The sequence below is a fragment of the Vibrio vulnificus CMCP6 genome (genome assembly GCF_000039765.1).
Taxonomy (GTDB): Bacteria; Pseudomonadota; Gammaproteobacteria; order Enterobacterales; family Vibrionaceae; genus Vibrio; species Vibrio vulnificus_B.
This window is the reverse complement of sequence record NC_004459.3, coordinates 107,885-134,789: the sequence shown is the minus strand read 5'-3', so window position 1 is coordinate 134,789 and position 26,905 is coordinate 107,885. Positions and strand designations below refer to the sequence as shown.

Here is a 26,905-nt window from a genome sequence, read left to right as displayed (position 1 = left end):
TTCGGGCAAGTATGAAATTATCAGAATTAAAACAAGGCCAGAGCGCGATGGTTGTGGCTATTCATGGACTCACTAGCGACGTGAGAAAGAAACTCATGGTGATGGGTATTTTGCCAAACACGTCTGTACGACTTATTCGTCGAGCACCAATGGGTGATCCACTACAAATAGAAGCTCGTGGAGTGTCGTTAGCGGTGCGAGAAAAAATTGCGGAAGCCATCGAAGTGGAGTGCCAATAATGCAGTATCAAATTCTGACGGTCGGTAATCCTAACAGCGGAAAAACGACGTTATTTAACGGTTTGACTGGCGCGAAACAGCAAGTGGGCAACTGGGCTGGCGTCACGGTAGAAAAGAAAACTGGTCGTTACCATCACGCTGGTGATGAATTTTTGCTGACAGATCTTCCGGGTATCTACTCGCTGGATAGTGGTAATGACAGCAACAGTATTGATGAATCGATTGCTTCTCGCGCGGTATTAACTCACCCAGCCGATATGATCATCAATGTGGTGGACGCAACAAGCCTTGAGCGCAGCTTATACATGACACTGCAATTGCGCGAACTTGGCCGCCCGATGATTGTTGTGTTGAATAAAATGGATGCGCTTAAACGTGAGCGTCAGATCATCAATGTGGCTGAGTTAGAAAAAAGTCTCGGTTGCCCAGTGATCAGTTTATCCGCAACGAACAAAGCACAAGTTGCGGAGTTTAAAGAGAAACTGCACAAATCTGTGGTTCAAGGTGTGGCACTAAAAGAGATTGCTTTGAACTATGGTCAGGCGATGGAAGCGGCGATTGATAGCATTTCAACGCTATTTAACGATCAAACGGTTTCCCACCGAGCACTCGCCGTTCGTGCTCTCGAGAAAGACGCTCTGGTACTAAACAGTATGTCTGATGTGGAGCGCCTTCGTGTTGAAGAAGTCGTGACGGAATTAAATCTGGATGTGGACTTACACGTTGCTGACGTCAAATATACACATCTTCATCAGGAGTGCAAAAAGGTCCGTCGTAGCGAAGGTAAGTTAAGCCGCAGTGTCACTGAAAAGCTGGACCAATTTATTCTCAACAAATGGGTCGGTATTCCGTTCTTCTTCGTTGTGATGTACCTCATGTTCATGTTCTCTATCAACATTGGTAGTGCCTTTATTGACTTCTTTGATATCGGTGTCGGTGCTCTATTGGTTGATGGAGGCCACCACTTGTTAGACGGACACTTGCCGGTGTGGTTGGTGACGGTACTGGCAGATGGACTCGGTGGTGGTATTCAGACGGTGGCGACTTTCATTCCGGTTATCGCCTGTTTGTACCTTTTCCTCGCTGTGCTTGAAAGCTCAGGCTACATGGCTCGCGCCGCCTTTGTGCTTGATAAAGTGATGCAGAAGATCGGCCTGCCGGGTAAAGCTTTTGTACCACTGGTTTTAGGCTTCGGCTGTAACGTGCCATCCATTATGGCCACGCGTACACTAGACCAAGAGCGTGAACGTAAACTGGCAGCATCAATGGCGCCATTTATGTCTTGTGGTGCTCGCTTGCCTGTGTATGCGCTATTTGCTGCCGCCTTTTTTCCAGGTGCTGGGCAAAATATTGTGTTTGCGCTTTATCTACTTGGTATCGTCGCGGCGATTTTCACGGGTCTCTTCCTTAAGCACACGCTGTACCCGGGTAGTAGTGACAGCTTAGTGATGGAAATGCCCGATTACGAACTGCCAACACTGCAAAACGTGGTGATCAAAACATGGCAAAAACTGAAGCGTTTCGTTTTGGGTGCAGGCAAAACCATCGTTGTTGTGGTTGCGATCCTAAGTTTCTTGAACTCGCTTGGTACCGATGGCAGCTTCGGCAACGAAGACAGCGAAAACTCGGTTCTGTCAAAAGCCGCGCAAGTGGTAACGCCCGTGTTTGCTCCGATTGGTATCGAGAAAGACAACTGGCCAGCGACAGTCGGTATCATCACAGGTATCTTCGCCAAAGAGGCAGTAGTGGGTACGCTTAATAGTCTATACACCACACCAAGTGATGGAGAAGAAGCGGAGTTTGATCTGATGGCCAGCCTAGAAGAGGCCGTGATGAGTATCCCTGAAAACTTAGCGGGTTTGAGCTATTCAGATCCATTGGGTATCGAGGTGGGAGATCTAACGGATTCAAATGCTGTGGCAGAGGAACAAGATGTTGATGCTTCTATCTTTGGTAACCTTAAAGCGCAGTTTGCGTCTGGTCATGCGGCTTTTGCCTACCTCATTTTTATTTTGTTGTACACCCCATGTGTGGCAGCGATGGGGGCATACGTTCGCGAATTCGGACATAAATTTGCACGCTTTATTGCCGTGTGGACGATGGCTCTGGCCTACCTTTGTGCGACCTTCTACAACCAGTTGACACACTTTGCGGATAGTCCTGTCAGCAGTGGTGTTTGGATCGCAGCGATTGTCGCCATTTTCTTTGCCACGTATCGTGTGTTTAAGCGCGTAGGTGACAAGCAACGAGGCGTATTTGAGGCGCAGGTAGCATGATATTAAAAGAGCTTTATCAATATATTGCAGATAAAGGAACCGTCTCCCAGTCAGATCTGGCTAAGCAGTTTGGGATGAGTGAAGATGGCGCTGATGCGATGTTAAGCGTGTGGATCAAGAAAGGTAAAATTAGCCGCTTAGTCGACACCAATAAAGCTCATTGTGTCACTCGTGTTCGCTACGCAGTGACCAAACAAGACGGTTTATCGCTGACCGTAACCATGTAGTCTCAGACGCCAAATGAGATAAAAACGACAAAGCCGCATCAGTAATGATGCGGCTTTTCTATTGCGCCCGAGTACTCTTTCAGCCCCGCTATCAACAAGCGATTTGATTTAGGCTTTTTGGAAGATTGAGCTCAGTGATAGGACGTTTTTGATGCGAACAAGCAGTTCGTTTTGTTCTTCTTCGGTGCGGAACTCTCCGTTGGTATTGCCCCAAACGGGTCCTGGCCACGCCACGTCGTCTTTAAAGCGTGCAATGTGGTGAATGTGCAGTTGTGGCACCATGTTACCTAATGCGCCAAGGTTGAGTTTGTCTGGGCGGAATGTCGCTTCCAGTGCTTGGCTTACTGCTTGAGACTCGAGCAAAAACTGTTGTTGCTCTTGCATTGGCAAGTGGTGTAGTTCTTTTAGGTTTGCACGTTTCGGTACCAAAATCACCCACGGCACGGCATTGTCTTTATGCAGCAATGCCACACACAGTGGGAAGTGGCCAATCACCGTTGTGTCTTTGGCCAGTTGAGGATGCAGTTCAAAACTCATTGTTGTTGTCCGGTTTGAATTGAATGACAACAGTATACGCCAGATAAAACAAAAGGTTGACGCTTTCACGTCAACCTTTCTTTATTGTCTCGAACCTCGAACCTCGAACCTCGAACCTCGAACCTATTACATACGTTCTAGCGTATCGATACCAAGTAGAGACAGACCTTGCTTAATGGTCTTCGCTGTTAGCGCAGCGAGTTTCAGACGGCTTTGTTTCACTGCTTCGTCTTCAGCCACTAGGATAGGGCATGCTTCGTAGAAGCTAGAGAACTGACCTGCGAGTTCGAATAGGTAGCTACACATGATGTGTGGCTGACCTTCGCGAGCCACAGATTGAACTGCTTCTTCGAACTGCATCAGTTTGGCGATAAGCGCTTTTTCTTTCTCGTCAGTGATCTTGATTTCACCTTGCAGATCATCCATAGAAACGCCTGCTTTAGCGAATACAGAGGCTACGCGCGTGTAAGCGTATTGCATGTACGGTGCTGTGTTACCTTCGAACGCTAGCATGTTGTCCCAATCGAACACGTAGTCTGTAGTACGGTGCTTAGAAAGGTCTGCGTATTTAACCGCTGCCATTGCAACTGTGTTCGCTATTGCTTTCTTCTCGTCTTCAGCTAGTTCTGGGTTCTTAGATTCGATCAGTTGCGCTGCACGCACTTCTGCTTCATCAAGAAGATCAGCAAGACGAACCGTACCACCCGCACGAGTTTTGAATGGCTTACCGTCTTTACCCAGCATCATGCCGAATGCATGGTGTTCAAGAGAAACAGACTCTGGCACGTAACCCGCTTTACGAACGATCGTCCAAGCTTGCATTAGGTGCTGGTGCTGACGAGAGTCGATGAAGTAAAGCACACGATCTGCGCCTAGCTCTTCGTAACGGTATTTCGCACACGCGATGTCCGTTGTGGTGTAGAGGAAGCCACCGTCACGTTTTTGTACGATAACGCCCATAGGCTCGCCGTCTTTGTTCTTGAATTCTTCAAGGAACACAACTTGCGCGCCGTCATCTTCAACCGCAAGACCTTGAGCTTTCAGGTCGGCTACGATCTTAGGTAGCATGTCGTTGTACATGCTCTCGCCCATGACGTCATCACGAGATAGAGAGACGTTGAGACGATCGTAGTTGCGTTGATTTTGGATCATGGTGACGTCAACCAGCTTCTTCCACATCTCTGCGCAGAACTCGTCGCCGCTTTGCAGTTTAACGACGTAGCCGCGAGCTTTTACTGCAAACTCTTCATCTTCGTCGTAGAGTTTTTTCGATTCGCGGTAGAAACCTTCAAGGTCAGCCAGTTCCATAGAAACTTCGCCAGACTCTTGCTGCACGCGCTCAAGGTTGGCGATAAGCATACCGAACTGCGTACCCCAATCACCGATGTGGTTCGCACGGATCACTTTGTGACCTAGGAACTCAAGGGTACGTACAACCGCATCACCAATGATGGTTGAACGTAGGTGACCAACGTGCATCTCTTTTGCCACGTTTGGCGCAGAGTAGTCAGCAACGATAGTTTGTGCTTCTTCTGACGCGACGCCAAGACGAGGATCCGCCAGTGCCGCTTCAGCTTGCTTCGCTAGGAACTCTTCGCTTAGGAAAATATTGATAAAACCAGGGCCTGCGATTTCGGTTTTGCTTGCGATGCCGTCTAGGTCTAGAACATCCAATACTTTTTGCGCAAATTCTCGAGGGTTAGTACCCAACTGTTTTGCTACGCCCATTACGCCGTTTGCTTGGTAGTCACCAAATTGTGGCTTAGCGGATTGGCGAACCGCTGCAGGGCTGCCTGCAGGAGCGCCAGCAGCTTCAAGAGCCTGAGATACTTTGTCGTTAATAAGTGCTTGGATATTCACACGCGTTTCCTTCAATTCAAGGACGAAAAACCCGGAAATAGAGAGGCCGGGTTTTGTTTGAGTTCACAAAAATGGGGCTAATGATAGCAATTATATTGCCTTTCATACAGAGCCGATTTAGTGAAATTTTGACTTTTTATTAAAGTACTCGCAGGACTGCCAATTTTGCCTGAAGTTGTTACTATGACGCCCAGAAATAAAAAGTGTGAAGAGAACGAAAATGAGTAATTTGCTGGCAGAAAAACGCCTGACACCCCAACAGATGCTAGAGGATTTACCCGGTTTCATGCAGAAAATCGAGTCGCTGGCCGATTTATTGCAACTGGATTTGAGTTTTGCTCAAGCGGATCATATTGCGCTACGCGTAAACGAGAATCAAACCGCTCAGTTGTCTCAGCAAATGTGGAGTGAACAAGGCAAAGTGATCTCACAGGCGAACATCAATGGTCGTCCGATCATTGTGATCGAGTTTGATGCGCCACTGGCCAGTCGCGGTTGGAAAATCGAATGCTTAGAGCTGCCTTATCCGGCAGAAGGAAAAGCGTATCCCCAAGAAGGTTGGGAACATGTAGAGTTTGTCGTCCCATCTCATGCTCAAACGGCCGAAGACTATTTGGCGGATTTGAAACACACCTATCCAGCGTTTGGCGCTCAGTTTAGCAAACTCGAGGAACTGGGGGTTAAGGTGAAGTTGTCGAGTCCAAAGGGGGAAGGTGAGCGGTTGAACAATCCGACGGTTGCGTTCAAGTACCAAGGCATTTGCATCAAGCTGCACCCACATTCTTTAAAACGTATTGTTGAGTCTGAGCAAGCCTAGCTACGCAGAAAAAAACAAAGGGTTGCAATCATTGCAACCCTTTTAGTTCGCTGTATTCCATGCTTAAAGAATGACGGTTTTGTTGCCATACACAAAAACGTGGTCATTCAGTACTTTATTAAGCGCCTTGCTCAACACATTCTTCTCAACATCTCGACCCGCTTGTGCCATGTCTTGCGCGCTGAAGTTGTGATCAACCGGAATCACGTCTTGTTTGATGATTGGGCCTTCATCTAAATCATTGGTGACGAAGTGTGCCGTAGCACCGATGATTTTTACACCGCGATCAAAAGCTTGTTGATAAGGTTTCGCGCCAATAAAGGCAGGCAAGAAGCTGTGGTGAATGTTGATGATCTTATGATGATATTTCTCAACAAAACCTGGCGTGAGCACACGCATGTATTTCGCTAGCACCAAATAATCGGGCTGATATTGACCAATCACTTCAAGCATCTTCTGCTCGTGACTTTCACGATCGAGTCCTTCATGACAAACATGGTGATAAGGGATGTCGAATTTTTCCGTGAGGCTTTGCAGTTTGTCGTAGTTACCTACCACCGCAGCAATGTCAACATCCAAGCTACCGTCGTAATTCTTCATCAGAATATCACCTAAGCAGTGCGCTTCTTTGGTAACCAAAATCACAATGCGTTTTCGCTCAGAACTGACGAGTTTACGTTTTGCCCCTTGTGGCAGCGCTTGGTCGAGATCGGCAAGAAAAGTGTGGTCGTTAAAGTATCCCTCCAGTTCGGTTCGCATAAAAAAGTGACCGCTGGAATTATCTACAAACTCATTGTTGTGAATAATATTCAGTTGATGCTTGTAACAAATGTTGGTGATTTTAGAGATCAGACCCGGCGCGTCTGAGCAATGAGTCAGTAGTGTTTTCTTTTCCATATTAGAGATACTTCCGTGATTTATTTTTTTTATGGTACGAATAATTGTTTGGGCGTCGAACGGTGAACTAAACCGCAATACAGGCCTAATAGATAATCTATTATTAAGATGGTTTCAAACAAATTCTCCAGCAAAACGTTTGGCTGAAGACGTTGTCTGAATTGAGCCTTCATAAGAATCATAGAGGTGGTGTATATGGACAAAGATCTACTGGCTCGAAAACTGTATGTAGAGAGAGTGAGCTCTCTGCTCGGTAACCATGAAATAGATGAGGATCGCATTACTGAACTTTGGGAAAATCGAGCTTCTCCAGCCGAAGCGGCCAAGGCCATCTTAGGGGAAGAGGATCAATTCACCGGCCCAGCGTGGCTTGCACGCTATTTAAACCGCAAATAACCGACCAAATACCTGCCGAGGCGAAGACAATTCGGATTCGCCTCAAAAAGACAAACCTGACATAATCTGTGCCACTGACCCCTCAGCAGAACACAGAATGATAGCAAAAACGTTTTCTTCCAAAGGTGCTTTAGGCAAGGCCATTCCCGGCTTTCAAGCTCGTCAACCTCAGGTCGATATGGCCGAAGCGGTCGCCGAGGCGATCCAACAGCAAACACAGCTTGTGGTTGAAGCGGGGACCGGAACCGGTAAAACCTTCGCTTATCTGGTGCCAGCTCTGCTAAGTGGCAAAAAGGTCATTATTTCTACCGGTTCGAAAAACTTGCAAGAACAGCTTTTTCATCGTGATTTGCCGCTCATGACCGATGCGTTAGGCTTTTTTGGACAACTCGCGTTGTTGAAAGGCCGCTCCAACTATTTGTGTTTAGAGCGTTTAAGCCGACAAATGGTCGAAGTGCATCACAATGAATCGGATTCCACGTCATTAAGCCAATTGGTCAAAGTGCGCAGTTGGTCTTCGGAAACCAAAACGGGCGATTTGGGTGATTGTGAAGAGTTGCCAGAAGACAGCATGATCATACCCACCATCACGTCAACCAATGACAACTGCTTAGGCAAAGATTGTCCAAGTTACCAAGATTGCTTTGTGTTAAAAGCGCGAAAGAAAGCGCTGGATGCCGATGTGGTGGTGGTGAACCATCACCTTTTTCTTGCCGACCTGGCGATCAAAGAAACCGGTTTTGGTGAGCTGATCCCCGAAGCGGATGTGTTTATTTTTGATGAGGCGCATCAACTACCTGATATTGCGAGCGAATATTTTGGTCAGTCACTCTCCAGCCGCCAGATTCTCGATTTGGCCAAAGACATTGAAATTGCCTATCGCACGGAAGTGAAAGACATGCGTCAGCTGCAAAAAGTGGGGGATAAATTAGCCCAAACCGCAATGGATATGCGCATTGTGCTGGGTGAGCCTGGCTTTCGTGGCAATTGGCGAGATGCCTTACAATCGCCATCCATCAAGCGCGAAGTGGATCGCTTGGTGGATGCGTTGGATCTGACCATCGAGGTACTCAAGCTCGCGTTAGGTCGCTGCCAATTGCTTGATGTGGCGTTTGAGCGCGCTAACCTCATTAAAGGTCGTTTAGAACGAGTGTGTGATACCAGCATCACGGGCTATTCGTACTGGTTTGATACCTCGCCGCGCCATTTTACATTGCACATCACGCCGCTCTCAGTTGCGGACAAATTTCATGAGCAAATAGAGATCAAACAGGGCGCGTGGATCTTCACCTCGGCCACGTTGGCGGTGGGGGACGATTTTAGTCATTTTACCGACCGCTTAGGCTTAAAGCCGCGAAAGCAATTCTCATTGCCAAGCCCATTTGATTATGCCGAGCAGGCGCGATTGTGCGTCCCTCGCTATCTACCAGAGCCCAATAGCCCAGGTTTGGCGCAAAAGCTGGTGGCGATGTTGGCGCCGGTGATTGAATCCAACCAAGGGCGTTGTTTCTTCCTCTGTACTTCACATTCGATGATGCGTGAATTAGGCGAGCGTTTTCGCGAGGTTTTGGACTTACCCGTTTTATTGCAAGGCGAGATGAGCAAACAGCGCACGCTCGCTGAATTTATGGAGTTGGGGAATGCCTTGCTGGTGGCCACTGGCGCTTTTTGGGAAGGAATCGATGTTAGAGGTGACGCCTTAAGCTGTGTTATCATCGACAAACTTCCTTTTACATCACCAGATGACCCGCTACTTAAAGCTCGTATCGAAGATTGTCGATTACGAGGCGGAGAGCCGTTTGAGCAAGTACAACTGCCTGATGCAGTCATTACGCTCAAACAAGGGGTAGGGCGTCTGATTCGAGATCAAAAAGATCGCGGGGCTTTAATCATCTGTGACAACCGCTTGGTCACAAGAGAATACGGCGGCATTTTTCTTGCCAGCTTACCTCCGATCCCAAGAACCCGTGATTTGGATTTGATTCAACAATTTCTAACAGAACAAACAGAGAACTGAATGAGCGCTAAAATTCTTGCTATCGACACCGCAACCGAAAACTGTTCAGTCGCCCTTTTAGTCGGCGACCAAGTCTTTTCACGTAGCGAAGTGGCCCCACGTGACCACACCAAAAAAGTCCTACCTATGGTGGAAGAGGTGTTGCAACAAGCTGGATTGACACTGACCGATTTAGATGCGCTCGCTTTTGGCCGTGGCCCAGGCAGTTTTACTGGCGTGCGAATTGGCATCGGTATTGCACAAGGTTTAGCATTCGGTGCGGATTTGCCAATGATTGGCATTTCAACACTGGCAGCGATGGCGCAAGGTTCCTACCGTGTACACGGCGCGACCTCGGTGGTGGCTGCGATTGATGCGCGCATGGATGAAGTCTATTGGGGACGCTACCAGCGTCAGCAAGATGGCAGTTGGGTTGCCGTGGACGCGGAATGCGTCATTCCTCCGGCGCAATTAGCACAAAATATCACGGCCGATCAACAGAGCTGGACAAGCGCGGGTACAGGATGGGATGCCTACGCTGAAAGCTTAGCCAATTTGCCGTTGAACATCGAAGCGGGTGAGGTACTTTACCCTGATGCTCAAGACATTGTTGTCCTTGCTAAGTATGAGCTGGCGGCGGGCAATACGGTTGCCGTAGAAGAGTCTAGCCCAGTTTATCTGCGCGATAACGTGGCTTGGAAAAAACTACCAGGGCGTGAATAACGCCCACTTAAAGTGATGGAACGCGATGGCTTCAATTAACGGTTTACCTCCTGCGATTATTCCCGGGACGCAACGGACGAATAAAAGCAGCAACAAGCGTAAGGTGGCGAAAAACCAACAGCAACAAGCGGTTGGTCAAACGTCCAAGGTAGCCAATGCCGTGGCGCATAGCATCCAAAATGTCAAAGAATCTGACATTCATAAAGCGCAAATTCAGTATGATCTTCCCGAAGGTCAAGCTCGACGTGCAATGCAAGAATACATGGACGTAATGAATCAAGCCAAAAGAGAGGAACTCGCCCAGTTGCTCGGTGTCGATATCTACATTTGACCCTTTTGTTGCTTTGATGACTGAAGACAGGCAGGTAAATAATGAAGAAAACGGTCCGCTCTCTTTTCGCAATGATCGCTTTGCTCGGCTTGGCGGCGTGTAGTTCTCTCCCACAAGAGCTGACGGCGCAAAACCAAGAAGTGCTAACGGATTATAAAATCTTTGCAGAAAGCCAAGGCGTGGTGACGCAAGATGTTCGTTTGGGTGGCGTGATTGCTAAAGTGGACAATCTCAAAGACAAAACGCGCATTGAAATTGTTAACTTGCCGATCGATAAAAACGGCAAGCCCGACATTAGCCAAGAACCCAATGGACGTTTTGTTGCCTACCTTGAGGGCTACTTAGAGCCCGTTGCGTTTAGTCAAGGACGTTTGATTACCGTTGTCGGCACTGCTGCAGGGGAAGAGCAAGGCAAAATCGGCGAGTATGATTATGTTTTTCCAGTGGTGAAGAGCTACGGTTATCGCCTTTGGACCATCGAAGAAAGAGTGAGAGTGTATGACACTTCAAGTTACCTCTACCCGTGTTATTCGATTACTTGTCGACAAATGCGCGACTTCCCGCGTGACGGTAAAATCATTCAAGATGTTAAATAATGCGTGAGACGCGTTATGTTATCGCCAGTGGAACGCTGGCAGCAATCGAGTATGGTGACGTAAAAACGGCTGATTTATCAGTCGTTTTTCTTCATGGCTGGTTGGATAACGCCGCCAGTTTTCATCGTGTCATGGCAGAGCTGCATCAGCAAAATCCTAAGCTTCACCTATGCGCCATTGATCTCCCCGGTCATGGTCTCTCTTCGCACAAGTCATTGGATAATTTTTATCCATTTCATGATTATATCGATGACGTTTATCAGTTTTTGCGTGTTTTATCGCCAAATAAACTGCTACTAGTCGGTCATTCACTTGGTGCTTTGATTGCAAGTTGTTATAGTGCGGCCTTTCCTGAACAGGTGACAGCTCTGGTTCAGATAGAAGGTTACGGGCCTTTGGCTGAAGCCCCGCAAAAGGCGGTTGAAAGGCTCAGGCAAGGGGTACTCAGCCGTAATCGTTTGCGTGCGAAACCCTCCCGTAATCTCAGTAGTTTTGATGAAGCGCTCATGCTTCGCGTCGCTGCCAATCAGCTTTCTGCGGATGCATTGCGACCCATTGTCGAACGTGGTGTTGAACATCGCCATGGCATTTGGCAATGGCGTCATGATGCAAAACTGAAATGTGATTCGTTGTATCGACTCTCGCAGAAACATGCCGAAACGATTTTAGACCAAATTTCCTGTTTTCATCTGATCATATTAGGCGAAAATGGATTTCGTGAGCTTAAGGATATCAGTCACTTAAATGCGAAAAATCCAGCCCAAATTGAGACAGTGCAAGGCGGTCATCACTGTCACTTAGAGCAATCACTCGAGGTCGCAATGCGAATTCTTGGAGTAGTTAACAAAATTTAAACAAGTGTTTGAGAGTTTCGTGCTCAAGCATGCCTGCTGTGCTGTAATAGTGAACAAATAAAAAGGACGCTATCTCGCAAGCTTCTCTTGCGTAGGCCAGCTTTAAACGAGGAGTAACATCGTGGAAAAACCATGGCTTTCACGTTATCCATCTGACGTACCGGAAACCATCAACCCAGATCAGTACGAGTCACTGGTCGAAATGTTTGAGCAATCAGTGCAGAAATACGCCGACCAACCTGCGTTTATGAACATGGGTTCGGTGATGACTTTCCGCAAGTTAGAAGAGCGCAGCCGTGCGTTTGCTGCGTATCTACAAAACGAGTTGAAACTGAAAAAAGGCGATCGCGTGGCATTAATGATGCCAAACCTGCTGCAATATCCTGTGGCACTGTTTGGTGTGCTACGTGCTGGCTGTATTGCTGTGAACGTAAACCCGTTGTATACCCCACGTGAATTGGAACATCAGCTCAACGACTCTGGTGCCACAGCGATTGTGATCGTGTCGAACTTTGCCAATACGTTAGAGCAGATCGTTGAGAACACGCCAGTTAAACACGTGGTGCTAACCAGCCTTGGCCAAATGTTGCCACGTGCGAAAGGCACCATCGTTGATTTTGTTGTGAAATATGTCAAAGGCATGGTACCAAAATACGATCTGCCTGGGGCCATCTCGATGCGCAAAGCCTTGCACAAAGGCCGTCGTCTTCAGTACGTCAAACCTTTTATGACTGGTGATGATATTGCGTTCTTGCAATACACCGGTGGTACCACTGGGGTGGCGAAAGGCGCAATCCTTACTCACCGCAATATGATTGCTAACGTAATGCAAGCTAAAGGCATGTATGGTCCGGTTCTTCAGCCTGGCCGTGAGCTTGTGGTGACCGCGCTGCCGTTGTATCACGTATTTGCTTTAACGGTGAACTGCTTGTTGTTCATCGAAATGGGTGGCCGAAACCTGTTGATCACCAACCCACGCGATATTCCAGGGTTTGTTAAAGAGCTACAGAAATACCCGTTCACCGCCATTACTGGGGTAAACACGCTGTTTAACGCGCTGGTCAATAATGAAGATTTCCATGAACTGAACTTCAGCCATCTGAAACTGGCGGTTGGTGGTGGCATGGCCGTTCAGCGCGCGGTGGCGGAGAAGTGGAAGAAAACCACAGGCTGTTACCTGCTAGAAGGCTACGGTTTAACCGAGTGTTCACCACTGGTTGCCGCGTATCCGCACGATCTTGTGGATTACAACGGTTCCATTGGTCTGCCCGTTCCATCAACAGAAGTTCGCATTGTGAACGATGAAGGTGAAGCCCTCGCTAATAGTGAAACGGGTGAGTTGCAAGTGCGTGGCCCACAGGTGATGCAAGGTTACTGGCAGCGCCCAGAAGCGACCAAAGAAGTGATCAACAATGACGGTTGGCTATCGACTGGCGACATCGTCAAGTTTGATGAAGATGGCTTCTTGCACATTGTTGATCGTAAGAAAGACATGATTTTGGTGTCCGGTTTCAACGTTTATCCAAATGAAATCGAAGATGTGGTTGCGCTGCACGGTAAGGTGCTTGAAGTGGCGGCCATCGGTCAGCCGCACGAAGTCTCTGGCGAAGTGGTGAAGATTTATGTGGTTAAGCGTGATCCAAGCCTGACCAAAGAAGAGATCATTAATCACTGTCGTCAGCACCTGACAGGCTATAAAGTGCCGAAGTTGATTGAGTTCCGTGAAGATCTGCCGAAAACCAACGTCGGTAAGATTTTGCGTCGCGTATTACGCGATGAAAATGATGCTAAGCTTGCCAAAGAGAATGAGGCAGCGTAAGCCGCGCAAAGTGTCACGAAGAGTGTTAAAATGCCAGCCGAATTCCAAGGCTGGCATTTTTATTTTCAAAGCGATAGCGAGAGACGAGTGAATTACCAAATTATTACCGAAAACCAAGACCTAGTTAGGGTATGCAGTAAAGCGCGCGAAGCAGACGTTGTGATGTTGGATACCGAGTTTGTCCGCACCCGAACGTATTACCCACAATTGGGCTTAATTCAGCTTTTTGATGGTGACACCCTCTCGCTGATTGATCCAACGGTGCTGACTGATATGAGTGCGTTTACTGAGTTGCTTAACGATGCCTCGGTAATGAAAGTGCTTCACGCTTGCGGTGAGGATTTGGAAGTGTTCCACAATGCGTTGGGTGCGATACCCGTGCCGATGGTGGATACGCAAATCATGGCCGCGTTTTTGGGTCACGGTCTATCGACGGGCTTTGCCGCATTGGTCGAGCAGTACCTTAACGTGGAACTGGATAAGAGTGAGTCGCGCACGGACTGGTTGGCTCGTCCTCTGAGTGACAAACAGCTGGAGTACGCCGCGGCAGATGTTCACTACTTGTTGCCGCTGTACGAGATCTTGTTGGAAAAAGTGATGGAAGCGGGCTGGTGGCAAGCGGCTCAGCAAGAGAGCGAACTGCAAGCAAGCAAGCGTGTAAAAACGCCGAATGCCGACAATGCTTATCTCGATATCAAAGGGGCTTGGCAGCTTAAGCCAAGAGAGCTTGCGATACTCAAGCCGCTTGCGACTTGGCGTATGCAAGAGGCGATTCGTCGTGACTTAGCGTTGAACTTTGTTTTCAAAGAACATGACTTACTCACAGTGGCTCGTTTAGGCCTGACGAGCTTTAAGCGCATGGAAGAAGAGGGGATGGATGTTCGCTCTGTACAGCGTCATGGCAACCGCATTGCTGCGATGGTGAAGTCGGCGCGTGAGACTGATCCTGAGGATTATCCAGCACCAATTGAACGTTTGATGGATTTGCCAGGTTACAAACAACTGTTTAAAAAACTGAAAGACGAAGTCACTCACGCTTCGAAAGCGACAGGTTTAGCGAGCGAGTTTTTAGCGTCGAAGAAGCAGACTAATCAACTGATCAGTTGGGTATGGAAACATCAGCGCGATCAAAATCGCCTGCCAGACTTGATGCAAGGTTGGCGCTTAGACATTCTGGGCGAAAAAATGAACAAGCTAATTTAGAGCACGCTTGGAGCATTTGCTTTATAGATAAATAAAAACAGACGGTCTAAGCCGTCTGTTTTTCTATCCGATGAATGAAGCGCTATTTCTCTTCATCTGGCAGTTTCACGTTTAATTCCAAGACGGAAATATCATCGTCTTTATGTTCGAATGTCAAATCCACCATGGCTGGATCAATCGCGACGTATTTACTGATCACTTTAAGAATGTCTTCTTTCAGCTGTGGCAAGTATGACGGCGCAGGATCATTTTGGCTGCGGCGTTCTGCGACGATGATCTGCAAACGCTCTTTAGCGAGGCTTGCAGAGGTCTTTTTTTGTGGGCGGAAAAACTCAAGCAGTGACATATCTAGCCTCCAAACAGTCGTTTAAACAGTCCTTTCTTCTCCTCAGTAAGGAAACGAAAATCCACTTGATTACCCAGTAGGCGATCAACGGTGTCTGAATAGGCCATGCCTGCATCGGTGTTTTCATCAAAAATCACGGGCACGCCTTTGTTCGAGGCATTCAGTACCGCTTGGCTTTCAGGAATCACACCGAGTAGTGAAATGTGCAGAATTTCCTCGACATCTTCAACGCTCAGCATTTCGCCAAGATTCACTCGAGCAGGGTTGTAACGGGTCAACAAAAGATGCTGCTTGACCGGCTCAAGCCCTTGCTCTGCGCGCAGAGATTTCGAATCCAAAATCCCCAAAATACGGTCTGAATCTCGCACAGAAGAGACTTCTGGGTTGGTGGTGACAATCGCTTCATCTGCAAAGTATAGCGCCATTAACGCACCTTGCTCGATGCCCGCAGGGGAATCACAGATGACAAAATCAAAGCCCATCTCATCGAGCTCATCCAATACACGTTTGACCCCTTCTTTGGTTAACGCATCTTTATCGCGCGTTTGAGAAGCGGGCAAAATGAATAAGTTGTCGACGCGTTTGTCTTTGATCATCGCTTGATTGAGCGTCGCTTCGCCATTAATCACGTTAACAAAGTCATAGACCACACGACGTTCACAGCCCATGATCAAATCTAGGTTACGTAGGCCGATATCAAAATCGATAACCGCTGTCTTTTTTCCTTTCAGCGCAAGGCCTGAAGCAATCGCGGCGCTGGACGGTGTTTTGCCAAACCCCCACCTTTACCCGAAGTTACAACAATAATGCGTGCCATTGTGTGATTTCCTTTTAATTCTTTACTGAGTGAGCGCTTCGAGATGGAGTGATTCGTCCACCAAGCTCAACATCACTTTTTGCTGCCAAAATTGGCGTTCAATTTGGTCACTGAGCCAGTAGTTGCCCGCAATTGAGATCAGCTCTGCTTGCAAGTCATGGCAAATAATTCGTGCTTCCTTTTGGCCACTTGCCCCGGCAATCGCTCGGCCACGTAAGGTGCCGTGAATATGGATCGAGCCATCGGCGATAACTTCGGCCCCCGCACTGACGTGATTAAGAATGACCAAATCACCGTCTTTGGCGTAAATTTGCTGGCCAGAGCGAATTGGGGTGCGAACAATTTTGGTTGGCGCCATCTTTGCTGGGGCCTGCGTTGGCGATTTGCTGGCCGACATAATGGCAAACCCAGCGTCGGAAGCCAGATTCTGGGTTCGTTTATCTTTTGCTCCAGTGATTCCTACAGGAATAAAACCGGCTTGTGATATGCCTTGTTTTAGCGCGACAAAATCGAGGTCGCCTTCAACGTTGGCGATATTGATCACAACAGGTGCAGCCGCGAAAAAAGCGGGCGCTTGCTCAACTTTTTCTTTGACGAATTCGATAGCCGTGTCGACCGAGTTGTTGCAAAGGTGCAGAACCGATAACGTAAAGCTGCTACCTTTTAGGTCTGGAGAGTGAGACATTAGATACTTCTTGCCTTTGTTGAAAGAGCGTTGTCTTTTACTAAGGCTGTCATGTTATATTTCATCCCAATACGCAGCAAGTTCTCTTGCTGTCAAATAAGTGATTTCGTCTAAAAAATTAGGTTTAAATTAAATTTCGCGTGTCAAACGCGAAAATCAGCACAAAAGGCTTGTCATGCTTTGTTCTATCTATAAAAGTTCTAAGAAAGAAGGCACATATCTTTACATCCCAAAAAAAGATGATTTTTCACAGGTCCCTGACACATTGATGCAGATGTTCGGTAAGCCTTCTCATGTGATGACGGTGAATCTTGAAGGGCGTAGTTTGGCATTAGTGAACATTGAAAAAGTAAAAGAATCGCTCAACAACGAGGGCTTTTTCTTGCAACTGCCACCTCCGCCAGAAAATCTATTACAACAACATAAAGAGCGTAAAGCGCAGCAGAAAAACGACTAAGGCGTGATTGCCCTGAGTTAAAGTCAGCTCGATTGCTCAAGGAGGGCTATTTGAAAAAATTGGTAACCGCGATACTCAGCATCGGACTTTGTTCATCGGCGTGGGCGAACACTGAAAGTTTTGAGCAGTATCTTGAGCGTTTAAAAGCCCAAGCGGCAGAAGAAGGCATTTCGGCTCAAACCATAGAGCAAGCCTTTCGCGATGTGCAATTTAAGCCACGAGCGGTAAAAGCCGATCGCAACCAACCGGAGAAAAAACAAACGCTGGATGAATATCTTCCTCGTGCGGTGCCCGATTGGAAAGTGAAACAAGCCAAAGATCTCTATGCAAAGCATTACGCTGAATTGAGCCAGATTGCGGATCGCTATGGCGTACAAGCGCGCTTTATTGTCGCGTTGTGGGGCGTTGAGAGTAACTTTGGTAAGTTCACCGGCAATTTCCCTGTGGTCGATGCTTTATCAACCATGGCCTATGAAGGGCGTCGTGAAGCCTTCTTTCGTGCAGAAACCATGGCAGCGCTGAAAATCTTAGACCAAGGGCATATTGAGTTTGAAAACTTCAAAGGCTCTTGGGCAGGTGCGATGGGGCAGTGTCAGTTTATGCCAAGCTCTTTCCTTGCCTATGCGGCAGACGGTAACGGTGATGGCAAGAAAGACATCTGGAATACCAAAGCCGATGTGTTTGCTTCAACAGCCAGTTACCTCAGCCAATCGGGTTGGGATGATAAATACACTTGGGGTCGCCAAGTGCGCGTGCCGAAAGGGTTTGATCTTGAGCTAGAAGGGCGAGAAGAGGCGAAAGGCAAATACCTGCAGGAATGGAAAAAACTGGGTATTACTAGTATCAATGGACGCCCATTACCTAAGCTAAACGAAGACATTAAAGCTTGGTTAGTGATGCCCGATGATGAAAATGGCCGCGCTTATCTGGTCTACAACAACTACAATGTGTTGATGAAGTGGAATCGCTCGCATTACTTTGCACTGGCAGTGAGCCATTTGGCTGACCGCATCAAAAATTAATTCAATTCGGCTTGTGGTGTTAGCCACAAGCCAACAGCGATAAACATGTTATCTGAACGCGCAGCACAAATGGTGGTTTTTGCCGCCCTCGTCAAACATCAAAACTTCACTTCTGCCGCTAAGAGCTTAGCGGTGTCGGTTTCTCATGTCAGTAAGCAACTGGCACAACTCGAAGCATCGTTGGGGATCAAGTTGATCCAACGCACCACGCGCAGCTTTACACCAACTGAAGCAGGATTGGCCTTCTATCACCATTGCCAGCAAGTGGTGCAGGCGGTGAATAATGCGCAGCATGAAATGGAGAGCCAGCGCGATGAAATTGCCGGTTTAGTACGAATTGGCTTGTCGCAATCCTTTGGTACTTTGCATATTCTCCCTGCCATTGATGAACTGCGCCAGAAATACCCGCTACTGCAAGTGGAAATGCATCTGTTTGATTACAAAGTCGACATGCTGCAAGAAGGGTTGGATCTCTGGATCACCAATCATGAACATTTACCAGAAGGCTACATTGCTCAGCGTTTAGCGGATTGTCAGTTCGTTGTCGCGGCGTCTCCTGACTATTTGCTGCAGCATGATGCACCGAAGGAGCCCAATGATCTCGCCAATCACAACTGCCTGATTTACCGAAGCTGGGAGCGTGATTACACCAGTTGGGCGTTTCGCCGCCAAGGGGAGCACCTTAGCGTCAAGGTATCGGGCAATTATTCGGTTGATCTGGCTGAGGCGGTTCGAGACGCGGCGATCTCAGGGTGGGGGATTGGCTATCTGGCGACCTACTTGCTTGGTGATGAGTTTAGAACTGGGAAACTGATTCAACTGTTGCCAGATTGGCGCGCGAATCAGGAAATGCCATTTTATGCGGTGTATCCTAGCCGCCAGCATATGCCGAAAAAAACCTCCGCTGTCATCGATTTCATTAAACAAAAAATCGGTACGCCGTGTCATTGGGACAAACAGCTGGAGCCCTATGTCAGCTTCCCTGATTAGAGTGATTTGAGTCACAAATATTTTCTATTTCCAGAAACATATTTTCCATATGGAAACAATAAAACAAAGCAAACGTTTATCTTGTTTTTATTCAATAAGTTAAGACTTGTGGTTTTATTGCGTTTTTCTAATGAACCACCTTGTTAACATTCTCGACTTGCATCTTACGACGCTGGTAATACAATCCGCGCCTTCCTTGTTCCCCCTCTCTGGAAATAATCACTATGAACTCACTCTTGGGTGTCGTAGCCATTTTGCTTTTTGCTTGGCTGCTTTCTACCAATAGAAAAAATATCCGTCTTAAAACGGTGGGATTGGCGTTTGCATTGCAAGTGGCCTTTGCGTTGTTGGTGCTGTATGTGCCTGCGGGTAAAAATGCGCTAAATGGCGTGACGGGCGCGGTTTCAAATTTGATTAACTATGGACAGGAAGGCATCGCTTTTCTGTTCGGCGGTTTGGCAACCGGCGGTTTTACTTTCGCGATTAACGTTCTTGGTATCATCATCTTCTTCTCTGCCTTGATCTCAGGCCTTTACCATATTGGATTGATGCCGAAAGTAATCAACTTGATTGGTGGCGCCCTACAAAAGTTGTTAGGGACTGGCCGTGCTGAATCGCTTTCTGCAACCGCCAACATCTTCGTTGGCATGATTGAAGCCCCGTTGGTGGTGAAACCTTACTTAAAGCACATGAGTGACTCGCAATTCTTTGCCGTCATGACCTGTGGCCTTGCTTCGGTAGCAGGCGGTACCTTAGTCGGTTACGCCTCTTTGGGGGTGGAACTGAACTACCTGATTGCTGCGGCATTTATGTCGGCACCTGCTGGTCTTTTGATGGCCAAAATCTTGATGCCTGAAACTGAAGCTCAGGCGGAAGATGTGCAGATGGAAAACGTTGAGATGCCAAAAGCGACCAACGTGGTGGAAGCGATGGCAGACGGTGCGATGTCGGGCTTGCGTATCGCGGTAGCGGTAGGGGCAACCTTACTGGCGTTTGTCAGCGTGATTGCACTGCTGAATGGCCTGTTGGGCTGGGTCGGCAGTTGGTTTGGCATCTCTCTTAGCTTTGAGTTGATTTTGGGCTACCTATTCGCGCCAGTCGCTTGGTTGTTGGGTATTCCATGGCATGAAGCCATTACCGCGGGTTCTCTGATCGGCAATAAAATTGTGGTGAACGAATTCGTAGCGTTTATTCAGCTCATGCAAGTGAAACAAGATCTGAGTGCACACTCACAAGCGATCGTGACTTTTGCTTTGTGTGGTTTTGCTAACATCTCCACAATGGCGATGTTGATCGGTGGTTTGGGTAGCTTGGTGCCTGAAAAACGCTCGTTCATCTCGAAATACGGCTTCCGTGCAATTACCGCAGGTGTCTTGGCGAACTTGATGAGCGCATCGATTGCGGGCGTGATTTTAAGCCTGTAAGCGATAAGAAAACAGATGGCAGTCGATGCTTACGCGCTTCTGGACAAAGTGAAGCATCGAACTGTCATTATTTTTTTATCCGCTATCATTATTGATAAATAAGAAAAAGGCAGAGGATTTCCTCTGCCTTTTTGCGATTGAGTGATGACGACGTCAACCACTCACCTGCTGTGCAATATCAACGCGGATTAATCGATATCGCGTTCAATTTCGCGTGCAACGTATTGTTGATTCAACATGATGCCTTCGGCTTCAATGTAGGCACCTTGCAGCTCCGACTCTTGAATGTGCTCAAAGCGCGTATTGGCATCAATATAGATAATTTTCTCGCCAAGACTAACGCCGTCATCGGAACATTCCATGGTGATAGTACGTTGCTCGTTATCGTGGAGAGTCACCAGGCCATCGCACTCAAACTCATGATCGTCCCAATTGCTGTCGTGATCTTGTTCGTCAAACTCCACCACACGCGCAAGCAGCTCGTTGCTTGTACTTGATTGCGCGGTGACTTCCACTTCTGCCCCTGCGACCAATAGACCTTTGTGGCCATCTTCAAAGCGAGTGTGAGCATCGACGGTAAACATGCCACGGTAGTTCAACTCGAACTGCGATTTATCGCCTGCCACCCAAGTGACAATGCCTTCGATTTCGTTGTCGTCATCAAGATCATCGTAAGATTCGATCTCAATCTCGCTGGCGGCAAACACGTTATTGGCAAATTGGCCTTCAATTTCTACCCATTGACCGTTTTCAAGTGGTTGATGCGGTTTAATAAAGGTACCATTGTCGTAATTTACTGTAATGCCAGCGCCCAATTTAAACGTACCGTTGTTGTCATCGAGGCTGTTGATGCGACCTTCGATTTCAACATGGCCAACAAGATCGGGATCATCAAACTTCACGACCGACAGAACTTTGTATCCTGCGTCGGCGGTCGGAAGAGAAGAGACCATCACCCAGTCGCCATTTTTAATCTCTGGGCTGAGCTTAGCAAACGTCAGTGTTGCTCCATTAATGCTAAAAGTGTGGTCTGTAGGGTTGATGTTACTGATCACCCCGGTCATGGTTGGCTCTAATTGCGCCGAAAAAGTGCCTGCTTGGCCGCTGGTGGAATCGCGTTGCACACCGGTGTTTGGGGCGATGCGAATCATCATATTGGGTTGCAGTGCACTTAACTCAATGTTGGCCGAGGAATACGATACTTGCTCGACGGTATATTGGTGTCCATTGACCACAAGTGAGCGGTGTTGTGGGTCGACGGAATCAATAGTACCGGTGATTGTTTTGGGAGCAACATCGGGTTGCGCTGGTGTTGAACTGTTACTTCCTCCACAAGCTGATAAAACTAAGGTTAACGCGCTTACTAAAGTCAGCTTCTTCATCTCTATCTGTACCCTATATGAATGGTGGATGTTTGGTTTTTCGCTATGTTAGGAAATGAGATGTGAAGCGATCGTGAAGAGATAAAACTGAATGAAAATTTTGTTAGTGGATGATAACCACAATGTGGCAGAAACGATTGCCGACTATCTGGAGCTCGAAGGCATCACCATCGATTGTGCGTATCATGGTGAAGCGGCGCTGCGATTGATTGAAACGAACCACTACGATGTGATTGTCATGGACATCATGATGCCTAAGCTTGACGGCATCAGTACGGTGAAGAAACTCAGAGAAGACTATCTTTGTGGGACGCCCATCCTATTTCTAACTGCAAAACAGGGCTTGGATGACAAAATCGCGGCTTTTACTGCTGGTGGCGATGATTACCTATTGAAACCTTTTGCGATGCAGGAACTGAGCTTGCGACTGCACGCATTGGCGAACCGAGGACCAAGACAAGATATTGGTGTGTTGAAATTTGCCGACATCACCTTGGATGTCAAAACCGAGCAGGTTGAACGCCAAGGTCAGCAGATCAAACTGAGCCGTATTCAGACGCGAATTTTGAAGTTATTGATGAAGCGAGCGCCGGCAATCGTGTCACGCGTTGAAGTGATTGAAAGCGTGTGGGGCGATGAACCGCCGGGGAGTGATGCTCTGCGTAGCCACATTTACGGTTTGCGCACCGCATTGGACAAAGGTTTTTCAGAATCACGATTAGAGACCATTCATGGACAAGGTTACCGACTCAAAGCATAGCGCCTATCCTAGTATTTACCGCAAGATCCGTTGGAGCTTTGGTGTTCTGACCTTTCTGATGTTCACGCTGTTTTGGAGCTTGATCTATGTGGCGGAAAACAAGCTAGAAGTATTGAGCTTGCACCACTGGTTAGACACAGAAGCCGCTCTGTACAAAGAGAATTATGCAACATTGCAGGACCAAGCACCGTTACCCAATCCGCAGGAGTTTGATAGTTACTGGAGCGAGAAAGAGATACCGAGCTGGCTGCTGGCTTTTTCCAAACCCGGTTTCTATGAATACCTGCAAGGGGAAGAGGACAAACACTTTGTTGTTTTTGCTCATCCTTCCGGTGTTGGCAATATGTACATCGTTTTCCAAGATGATTCGGATGATTACTTGGATGAGTATGAAAGCTCGTTGCACCAAGTGACTTTTGTATTGGGCGGCATACTCTCCATTGCCATGCTGCTTTATGGTGTGTATATGGTTCGCATTCTGTCGAAACCCTTGACGGAAATTGAACATAAAATTAGTCAAATGCCACCGGATTGTCCGCCGTTTAGCATCGATACTACGTTCAGCGAAACGCGCCATATTGAGCAGACTCTGTTAGACAGTAAAAATCATATTGCAGGATTTTTCCAACGTGAGCAGGAGTTTAGCCGCTTCGCTTCTCATGAGCTACGGACACCGATTATGGTGATCCAGGGTTCCGCCGATATTCTTAGCCGAGTGGAAGGGCAACCCCAAGTCGCGCAAAAAGCGATACGTCGTCTGCATCAAGCGGGTCAGGAAATGAAGGTGTTGACGGAGACGTTTTTGTTGTTGGGTAAATCGGAGATAGAGCCACATCACTTTGGCAATCACGATCTTCAGCAGGCGTTGGAGCAGCAACTGGCGTTGCTAGAACCCTTGTTTGCTCGTCAGGGCTCGAGTTATGAGCTTGATCTGTCGCAGCCGAGCCAAGTTCGATCCCCAGAAAGCTTTGTCACCATCGTCATTAATAACCTCATCAAAAATGCTTTCAGCTATAGCGTTGGGAGTATCAATATTGCGCTACATCAGTGCTGTTTTGAAATTCAGAACCGACATGACGGCAATGAAACTTACAACGCAGGTTATGGATGTGGCTTGGTGATTGTTGAGCGAATTTGCGAGCGGATGAATTGGGCGTTTAGCATGGAAGATGACGGTACGCATTTTATCGCAAAAGTGCGCTTTCGTTCGGCAGAGACAGAGGAATAGACAGCACCTTGATAATGCCGAGCGCCAAATAGCAAAAAAGAGAGCCGAAGCTCTCTTTTTTTAGGTGTATGGTCGGACTGAGAGGATTTGAACCTCCGACCCCCGACACCCCATGACGGTTAGTTAAAGTGGCTAACTGTATGAATATAAAGAAATGTCGTTCTTTTTGTGCCTATTCCTATCGTTCATTTTGGTACAATTCGCCTCAATTAAATCAATAGGTTACAAACGAGTTTTGGAACCCAAAAATTAGATTCCAACCCTATTTTTCATCCAGCCGTAGACAAAGGTTTCGTTCTTCTCTCGGCTTTCGGAAATCTCCAAATATCGCCCACCTTGGCTTGCATTCAGTGACTTCCAAAGTACCTTTTCGCCCTCTTGGCCTCGTTTGGCCAAGAACGCCTTTAGTGCTGTAATTGTCGCTGGGCCTATGTGCCCATCTACCAGCAGATCTTTATAGTACTGCTGCTTGTTGTTGTAGACGTTGAGCCAGCGTTGAAGGAACTTTGCAGCAATGCCTTGCCCCATGTTTACGCCTGTATCAATGAGTTCTTCACCAATGATTTGGCTAACTGCATGCACCAGGTCAAAGCGCACTCTAAGCACGTACTCATGTAAATACAGCGTTTTGGCGATATCAGGGGTTAGGTCTGCCATCGAACCTTCATAGCCCAATCTGCGCGCTGTCGCTTCTGTAATTCCGTAGGTTGTGTCGCCGCCTAAGTCGTCTTCGTTATTTGAGCGGAAGCCTTCCTTTTCCATGATCTCGAGAATTATCTCATCAATGGTTCTTGCCTTGAGTAAGTCGCACATAGTCATCTCCTTAGGTTGATGTGTGCATTCTTACCTTGCTGGAAAACCCCTAAGAGGGCGTTCTTTATGAGGTCTCGGTATCTATTGATAAACGCTACCCCTATATAAAGAACGCCCATCATTAGACAGGCGCTTCATTCCTTTATTGTTGTTTCCCCCGCACCCCCTAGAGAGATATGGGCGCGCAGATAGGGGCTGTGGCTTGAAAAATAAGATGGCGGCTTGGGTGTGGGCTGTCAATTCTCATGTCACGCATACTTAGTCAAAACCTGTGAATATATGGGGCTCTTTGTCTCATCCCTTATTGTCTCTGGCTTTGTAAGAAAATTACCCCCATAAGTTAGCTTTGTTTTTCCATAGGTTTGCTCTCATTTCCCATGGGTCGCTGAATTGATCCTTTTTGCGCTGTTCTTCTTTCTTTTCTTTCTTTATTTAATAAAAAGAGAGAGATAGATAACTAGGAAGAGAGAAAGGTGCGCAAATTGGTCTCCATAGGTTAATTTTTCTGCTCATTTTTTGTCCCATATGTTTTTTGATAGCCCATAGGTTTTTCCATGGGTTTTTAAAGCCCCTCCAAATGACCGGAAGCCTTATGAATACTGGCTTTAGTGAGTTCTCACCCTACGAGATCAGAGGTCCATGGATTTTTCTGCCCCCGACCAAGAAATAAAAACAAACCAAGCTTCAACTGATCCAATTGATCAGTTTCTTACCTGGAAGAGAGATAGTGAGAACTGCAGCGCTAAAACGGTGCGCAAATATCGTGGCTTGCTTGAGCAGCTAAAGAAGTTTGTTGATGGCCAATTTGACAAGGTTGAACTGAAAGATTTGGAGCAGTTTTCCGGTGGTTGGCTGCATCGAGCTGGCTATTCTGCTGCGTCACGAAAGGTGGCCGTTGCGGCTATTCGAGGCTTTTACTCTTTTCTTGCTAAGCGGCGCCTTGTCGCTAAAAACCCTGCATCGGATTTGGTTTACCCTAAAATTGGGCGCAGATTACCGCGATTTATGGGGCTCAAAAGTGCAGAGGCGTTGTTGTTCCAACCTGAGTTAACATCGCTTTCTGGTGTTCGAGATAGTGCGATGCTGTCTTTGCTGATTGGCTGCGGTTTTCGTGTAGCGGGCCTATGCGGTTTGAATGAGTCACAGCTTATTTGGTATCAGTATGGTGAGGTTGAACGTCTGGCCATTCGCACCATGGAAAAAGGGGAGCGTGAGAGATTGGTACCCGTTCCCCTTGAAGCTATGCTGCTTGTTCAGGCTTATCTTGGCCATCCCGACCTTAAGCATGTTGATCGTCTGCTTGATGATGGTGACCAGGTACTGTTTGTTAATCTTCGTAACCGTCACGTTCCGGAATGGGAGCACCGTGGAGAACTGCGGCGCTTATCAACTAGAGCTGTTGACCGGATGATAAAGAAATATGCGATCGCCGCGGGAGTTCCGGAAGACCAAGCCCATGCTCATGCACTACGTCACTTGTTTGGTACAGAGTTAGCGGAGTCGGATTCCAGCACTCTGCAGATTCAAGCATTGATGGGGCATGCGGACCCTAAAACGTCAGAGATTTACACGCATATCTCGATGCGTAAGATGACGAACGTACTGGATAAAGGGAACCCATTAGGGAAAATTGATACGCCAGTTAGTGCCTTGTTGAATGAGCTTAGAAAAGGGAAACGCCTATGAAATTAAGACCACTGCATGATTGGGTAGTAATTCAGCGAGATGAACGCCCCAGAAGCTTGTTGTGGACGCCAGATAAGCCAGCTAACACTGGTGAGGTAGTCGCTGTTGGCCATCAGGTAAAGGAAGTAGCAGTAGGCGCGAGAATTCAGTTCAATCCTTATGCGGGGCTTGATGTCACCGCCAATGGCCATACCTGGCTGTTTATCAATGAAGCTGAGATATCAGTTATCTTCGACTAAAACCAACCCCTTACGTATTCCAAGCCCTGAATTTTTGAGAGCTCTACACAGACTTCCTTACTGCACTTTAACGTCTTAGAACTGATATAACCTGTCTTTAACTTATTTTCTAAACTCAGGTATACTGGATGTTAGCGGATGATTGCGGGAGCTTTGAGAACTCGCTTTCGAAACGACCAAAACCATCAATGTGATACATATCACTAGCTGCACATACTGACAGATTGTGCAGTTCATCAGTTTACTGTGGTGCCCGAGCCTTTGTGTTTACTGGATTCAGTTTTC

At 47.4% G+C, this 26,905-nt stretch carries 27 protein-coding genes and 1 pseudogene; 20 read left to right on the top strand and 8 right to left on the bottom strand.

Annotation, left to right across the window (positions count from 1 at the left end):
- The first annotated feature begins 11 nt into the window (after positions 1-11).
- Genes VV1_RS00695 through VV1_RS00685 form a run of 3 tightly spaced genes read left to right on the top strand, consistent with a single transcriptional unit; the run spans position 12 to position 2,742 of the window.
- Entirely contained in the window at positions 12-239 is a 228-nt protein-coding gene (locus VV1_RS00695) for a FeoA family protein (protein WP_011078266.1), read from the top strand.
- Complete coding sequence (gene feoB, locus VV1_RS00690; protein ID WP_011078265.1) at positions 239-2,515, top strand: Fe(2+) transporter permease subunit FeoB; 2,277 nt, start codon at positions 239-241, stop codon at positions 2,513-2,515. Before VV1_RS00695 ends, feoB begins: the two co-directional genes overlap by 1 nt.
- Positions 2,512-2,742 carry a FeoC-like transcriptional regulator gene (locus tag VV1_RS00685; protein ID WP_011078264.1) on the top strand — a complete coding sequence of 77 codons (231 nt, stop codon included), beginning with the start codon at positions 2,512-2,514 and terminating at the stop codon, positions 2,740-2,742. The genes feoB and VV1_RS00685 overlap by 4 nt, the downstream gene beginning before the upstream one ends.
- Positions 2,743-2,850: 108 nt before the next feature.
- On the opposite strand, the gene VV1_RS00680 is transcribed toward VV1_RS00685, so the two are convergent.
- Both VV1_RS00680 and argS read right to left on the bottom strand, forming a co-directional pair.
- Positions 2,851-3,279 carry an HIT family protein gene (locus VV1_RS00680; protein ID WP_011078263.1) on the bottom strand — a complete coding sequence of 143 codons (429 nt, stop codon included), beginning with the start codon at positions 3,277-3,279 and terminating at the stop codon, positions 2,851-2,853.
- 126 nt (positions 3,280-3,405) lie between these two features.
- A complete protein-coding gene (argS, locus tag VV1_RS00675) occupies positions 3,406-5,139 on the bottom strand; it encodes an arginine--tRNA ligase (RefSeq protein ID WP_011078262.1) in 1,734 nt (577 codons plus the stop codon).
- Positions 5,140-5,359: 220 nt separating this feature from the next.
- Here argS and VV1_RS00670 point away from each other — a divergent pair, with 220 nt between their 5' ends.
- The gene (locus VV1_RS00670) at positions 5,360-5,956 is read left to right on the top strand and encodes a VOC family protein (RefSeq protein ID WP_011078261.1); all 597 of its coding nucleotides are present in this window, start codon (positions 5,360-5,362) and stop codon (positions 5,954-5,956) included.
- A 63-nt stretch (positions 5,957-6,019) separates the two neighbouring features.
- Here the strand turns inward: VV1_RS00670 and purU are convergent, their stop codons facing one another.
- Positions 6,020-6,853: a formyltetrahydrofolate deformylase gene (gene purU / locus VV1_RS00665; protein ID WP_011078260.1), complete on the bottom strand. Its 834-nt coding sequence runs from the start codon at positions 6,851-6,853 to the stop codon at positions 6,020-6,022.
- 195 nt (positions 6,854-7,048) lie between these two features.
- On the opposite strand from purU, the gene VV1_RS00660 reads away from it, so the two are divergent.
- From VV1_RS00660 to rnd, 8 genes are all read left to right on the top strand, one after another.
- Positions 7,049-7,249 (top strand): hypothetical protein, encoded by a 201-nt coding sequence (locus tag VV1_RS00660; RefSeq protein WP_011078259.1) that lies wholly within the window; start codon positions 7,049-7,051, stop codon positions 7,247-7,249.
- A gap of 97 nt (positions 7,250-7,346) precedes the next feature.
- Positions 7,347-9,266 carry a DNA repair helicase YoaA gene (gene yoaA / locus VV1_RS00655; RefSeq protein ID WP_011078258.1) on the top strand — a complete coding sequence of 640 codons (1,920 nt, stop codon included), beginning with the start codon at positions 7,347-7,349 and terminating at the stop codon, positions 9,264-9,266.
- On the top strand, positions 9,267-9,968 hold the full coding sequence (gene tsaB / locus VV1_RS00650) for a tRNA (adenosine(37)-N6)-threonylcarbamoyltransferase complex dimerization subunit type 1 TsaB (RefSeq protein WP_011078257.1): 702 nt from the start codon (positions 9,267-9,269) through the stop codon (positions 9,966-9,968).
- A 25-nt stretch (positions 9,969-9,993) separates the two neighbouring features.
- A complete protein-coding gene (locus VV1_RS00645) occupies positions 9,994-10,299 on the top strand; it encodes a hypothetical protein (protein ID WP_011078256.1) in 306 nt (101 codons plus the stop codon).
- A 41-nt stretch (positions 10,300-10,340) separates the two neighbouring features.
- Positions 10,341-10,895 (top strand): Slp family lipoprotein, encoded by a 555-nt coding sequence (locus VV1_RS00640; protein WP_011078255.1) that lies wholly within the window; start codon positions 10,341-10,343, stop codon positions 10,893-10,895.
- Positions 10,895-11,749: an alpha/beta fold hydrolase gene (locus VV1_RS00635; RefSeq protein WP_011078254.1), complete on the top strand. Its 855-nt coding sequence runs from the start codon at positions 10,895-10,897 to the stop codon at positions 11,747-11,749. The genes VV1_RS00640 and VV1_RS00635 overlap by 1 nt, the downstream gene beginning before the upstream one ends.
- A 121-nt stretch (positions 11,750-11,870) precedes the next feature.
- A complete protein-coding gene (fadD, locus tag VV1_RS00630; protein ID WP_011078253.1) occupies positions 11,871-13,568 on the top strand; it encodes a long-chain-fatty-acid--CoA ligase FadD in 1,698 nt (565 codons plus the stop codon).
- A gap of 87 nt (positions 13,569-13,655) precedes the next feature.
- Positions 13,656-14,771 (top strand): ribonuclease D, encoded by a 1,116-nt coding sequence (rnd, locus tag VV1_RS00625; RefSeq protein ID WP_123772747.1) that lies wholly within the window; start codon positions 13,656-13,658, stop codon positions 14,769-14,771.
- A gap of 82 nt (positions 14,772-14,853) precedes the next feature.
- Here rnd and minE read toward each other — a convergent pair whose 3' ends face one another.
- From minE to minC, 3 genes and pseudogenes are all read right to left on the bottom strand, one after another.
- Entirely contained in the window at positions 14,854-15,117 is a 264-nt protein-coding gene (gene minE / locus VV1_RS00620) for a cell division topological specificity factor MinE (protein ID WP_011078251.1), read from the bottom strand.
- Positions 15,118-15,119: 2 nt separating this feature from the next.
- Positions 15,120-15,934: pseudogene (minD, locus tag VV1_RS00615) on the bottom strand (septum site-determining protein MinD).
- A gap of 22 nt (positions 15,935-15,956) precedes the next feature.
- Positions 15,957-16,619, bottom strand: a complete 663-nt coding sequence (gene minC, locus VV1_RS00610) for a septum site-determining protein MinC (RefSeq protein ID WP_011078249.1) — start codon at positions 16,617-16,619, stop codon at positions 15,957-15,959.
- A 175-nt stretch (positions 16,620-16,794) separates the two neighbouring features.
- On the opposite strand from minC, the gene VV1_RS00605 reads away from it, so the two are divergent.
- The 4 genes from VV1_RS00605 (at position 16,795) to VV1_RS00590 (ending at position 20,512) form a co-directional block, all read left to right on the top strand.
- Positions 16,795-17,076, top strand: a complete 282-nt coding sequence (locus VV1_RS00605; protein ID WP_011078248.1) for a YcgL domain-containing protein — start codon at positions 16,795-16,797, stop codon at positions 17,074-17,076.
- 50 nt (positions 17,077-17,126) lie between these two features.
- Entirely contained in the window at positions 17,127-18,098 is a 972-nt protein-coding gene (locus VV1_RS00600; RefSeq protein ID WP_011078247.1) for a lytic murein transglycosylase, read from the top strand.
- A 45-nt stretch (positions 18,099-18,143) separates the two neighbouring features.
- Positions 18,144-19,088 carry a LysR family transcriptional regulator gene (locus tag VV1_RS00595; RefSeq protein WP_011078246.1) on the top strand — a complete coding sequence of 315 codons (945 nt, stop codon included), beginning with the start codon at positions 18,144-18,146 and terminating at the stop codon, positions 19,086-19,088.
- 224 nt (positions 19,089-19,312) lie between these two features.
- On the top strand, positions 19,313-20,512 hold the full coding sequence (locus tag VV1_RS00590) for a NupC/NupG family nucleoside CNT transporter (RefSeq protein ID WP_011078245.1): 1,200 nt from the start codon (positions 19,313-19,315) through the stop codon (positions 20,510-20,512).
- A 188-nt stretch (positions 20,513-20,700) separates the two neighbouring features.
- On the opposite strand, the gene VV1_RS00585 is transcribed toward VV1_RS00590, so the two are convergent.
- The gene (locus tag VV1_RS00585; RefSeq protein WP_011078244.1) at positions 20,701-21,894 is read right to left on the bottom strand and encodes a DUF5666 domain-containing protein; all 1,194 of its coding nucleotides are present in this window, start codon (positions 21,892-21,894) and stop codon (positions 20,701-20,703) included.
- 91 nt (positions 21,895-21,985) lie between these two features.
- On the opposite strand from VV1_RS00585, the gene VV1_RS00580 reads away from it, so the two are divergent.
- Together VV1_RS00580 and VV1_RS00575 are read left to right on the top strand one after the other, a co-directional pair.
- Complete coding sequence (locus tag VV1_RS00580) at positions 21,986-22,654, top strand: response regulator transcription factor (protein WP_011078243.1); 669 nt, start codon at positions 21,986-21,988, stop codon at positions 22,652-22,654.
- Positions 22,626-23,882 carry a sensor histidine kinase gene (locus tag VV1_RS00575; protein ID WP_011078242.1) on the top strand — a complete coding sequence of 419 codons (1,257 nt, stop codon included), beginning with the start codon at positions 22,626-22,628 and terminating at the stop codon, positions 23,880-23,882. The genes VV1_RS00580 and VV1_RS00575 overlap by 29 nt, the downstream gene beginning before the upstream one ends.
- Before the next feature lie 249 nt (positions 23,883-24,131).
- On the opposite strand, the gene VV1_RS00570 is transcribed toward VV1_RS00575, so the two are convergent.
- A complete protein-coding gene (locus tag VV1_RS00570; protein WP_043920898.1) occupies positions 24,132-24,695 on the bottom strand; it encodes a glycoside hydrolase family 108 protein in 564 nt (187 codons plus the stop codon).
- A gap of 639 nt (positions 24,696-25,334) precedes the next feature.
- Here VV1_RS00570 and VV1_RS00565 point away from each other — a divergent pair.
- The gene (locus VV1_RS00565) at positions 25,335-26,381 is read left to right on the top strand and encodes a tyrosine-type recombinase/integrase (RefSeq protein WP_011078240.1); all 1,047 of its coding nucleotides are present in this window, start codon (positions 25,335-25,337) and stop codon (positions 26,379-26,381) included.
- On the top strand, positions 26,378-26,620 hold the full coding sequence (locus VV1_RS00560) for a GroES family chaperonin (protein ID WP_011078239.1): 243 nt from the start codon (positions 26,378-26,380) through the stop codon (positions 26,618-26,620). The genes VV1_RS00565 and VV1_RS00560 overlap by 4 nt, the downstream gene beginning before the upstream one ends.
- Positions 26,621-26,905: the final 285 nt, after the last annotated feature.

Excerpts from the sequence above, each read along its gene's own strand:
- VV1_RS00695 (WP_011078266.1), top strand. The coding sequence starts at position 12 with ATGAAATTATCAGAATTAAAACAAGGCCAGAGCGCGATGGTTGTGGCT.
- feoB (WP_011078265.1), top strand. The coding sequence starts at position 239 with ATGCAGTATCAAATTCTGACGGTCGGTAATCCTAACAGCGGAAAAACG.
- VV1_RS00685 (WP_011078264.1), top strand. The coding sequence starts at position 2,512 with ATGATATTAAAAGAGCTTTATCAATATATTGCAGATAAAGGAACCGTC.
- VV1_RS00680 (WP_011078263.1), bottom strand. The coding sequence starts at position 3,279 with ATGAGTTTTGAACTGCATCCTCAACTGGCCAAAGACACAACGGTGATT.
- VV1_RS00670 (WP_011078261.1), top strand. The coding sequence starts at position 5,360 with ATGAGTAATTTGCTGGCAGAAAAACGCCTGACACCCCAACAGATGCTA.
- purU (WP_011078260.1), bottom strand. The coding sequence starts at position 6,853 with ATGGAAAAGAAAACACTACTGACTCATTGCTCAGACGCGCCGGGTCTG.
- VV1_RS00660 (WP_011078259.1), top strand. The coding sequence starts at position 7,049 with ATGGACAAAGATCTACTGGCTCGAAAACTGTATGTAGAGAGAGTGAGC.
- yoaA (WP_011078258.1), top strand. The coding sequence starts at position 7,347 with ATGATAGCAAAAACGTTTTCTTCCAAAGGTGCTTTAGGCAAGGCCATT.
- tsaB (WP_011078257.1), top strand. The coding sequence starts at position 9,267 with ATGAGCGCTAAAATTCTTGCTATCGACACCGCAACCGAAAACTGTTCA.
- VV1_RS00645 (WP_011078256.1), top strand. The coding sequence starts at position 9,994 with ATGGCTTCAATTAACGGTTTACCTCCTGCGATTATTCCCGGGACGCAA.
- VV1_RS00640 (WP_011078255.1), top strand. The coding sequence starts at position 10,341 with ATGAAGAAAACGGTCCGCTCTCTTTTCGCAATGATCGCTTTGCTCGGC.
- VV1_RS00635 (WP_011078254.1), top strand. The coding sequence starts at position 10,895 with ATGCGTGAGACGCGTTATGTTATCGCCAGTGGAACGCTGGCAGCAATC.
- minE (WP_011078251.1), bottom strand. The coding sequence starts at position 15,117 with ATGTCACTGCTTGAGTTTTTCCGCCCACAAAAAAAGACCTCTGCAAGC.
- minC (WP_011078249.1), bottom strand. The coding sequence starts at position 16,619 with ATGTCTCACTCTCCAGACCTAAAAGGTAGCAGCTTTACGTTATCGGTT.
- VV1_RS00605 (WP_011078248.1), top strand. The coding sequence starts at position 16,795 with ATGCTTTGTTCTATCTATAAAAGTTCTAAGAAAGAAGGCACATATCTT.
- VV1_RS00595 (WP_011078246.1), top strand. The coding sequence starts at position 18,144 with ATGTTATCTGAACGCGCAGCACAAATGGTGGTTTTTGCCGCCCTCGTC.
- VV1_RS00590 (WP_011078245.1), top strand. The coding sequence starts at position 19,313 with ATGAACTCACTCTTGGGTGTCGTAGCCATTTTGCTTTTTGCTTGGCTG.
- VV1_RS00585 (WP_011078244.1), bottom strand. The coding sequence starts at position 21,894 with ATGAAGAAGCTGACTTTAGTAAGCGCGTTAACCTTAGTTTTATCAGCT.
- VV1_RS00580 (WP_011078243.1), top strand. The coding sequence starts at position 21,986 with ATGAAAATTTTGTTAGTGGATGATAACCACAATGTGGCAGAAACGATT.
- VV1_RS00575 (WP_011078242.1), top strand. The coding sequence starts at position 22,626 with ATGGACAAGGTTACCGACTCAAAGCATAGCGCCTATCCTAGTATTTAC.
- VV1_RS00570 (WP_043920898.1), bottom strand. The coding sequence starts at position 24,695 with ATGTGCGACTTACTCAAGGCAAGAACCATTGATGAGATAATTCTCGAG.
- VV1_RS00565 (WP_011078240.1), top strand. The coding sequence starts at position 25,335 with ATGGATTTTTCTGCCCCCGACCAAGAAATAAAAACAAACCAAGCTTCA.
- VV1_RS00560 (WP_011078239.1), top strand. The coding sequence starts at position 26,378 with ATGAAATTAAGACCACTGCATGATTGGGTAGTAATTCAGCGAGATGAA.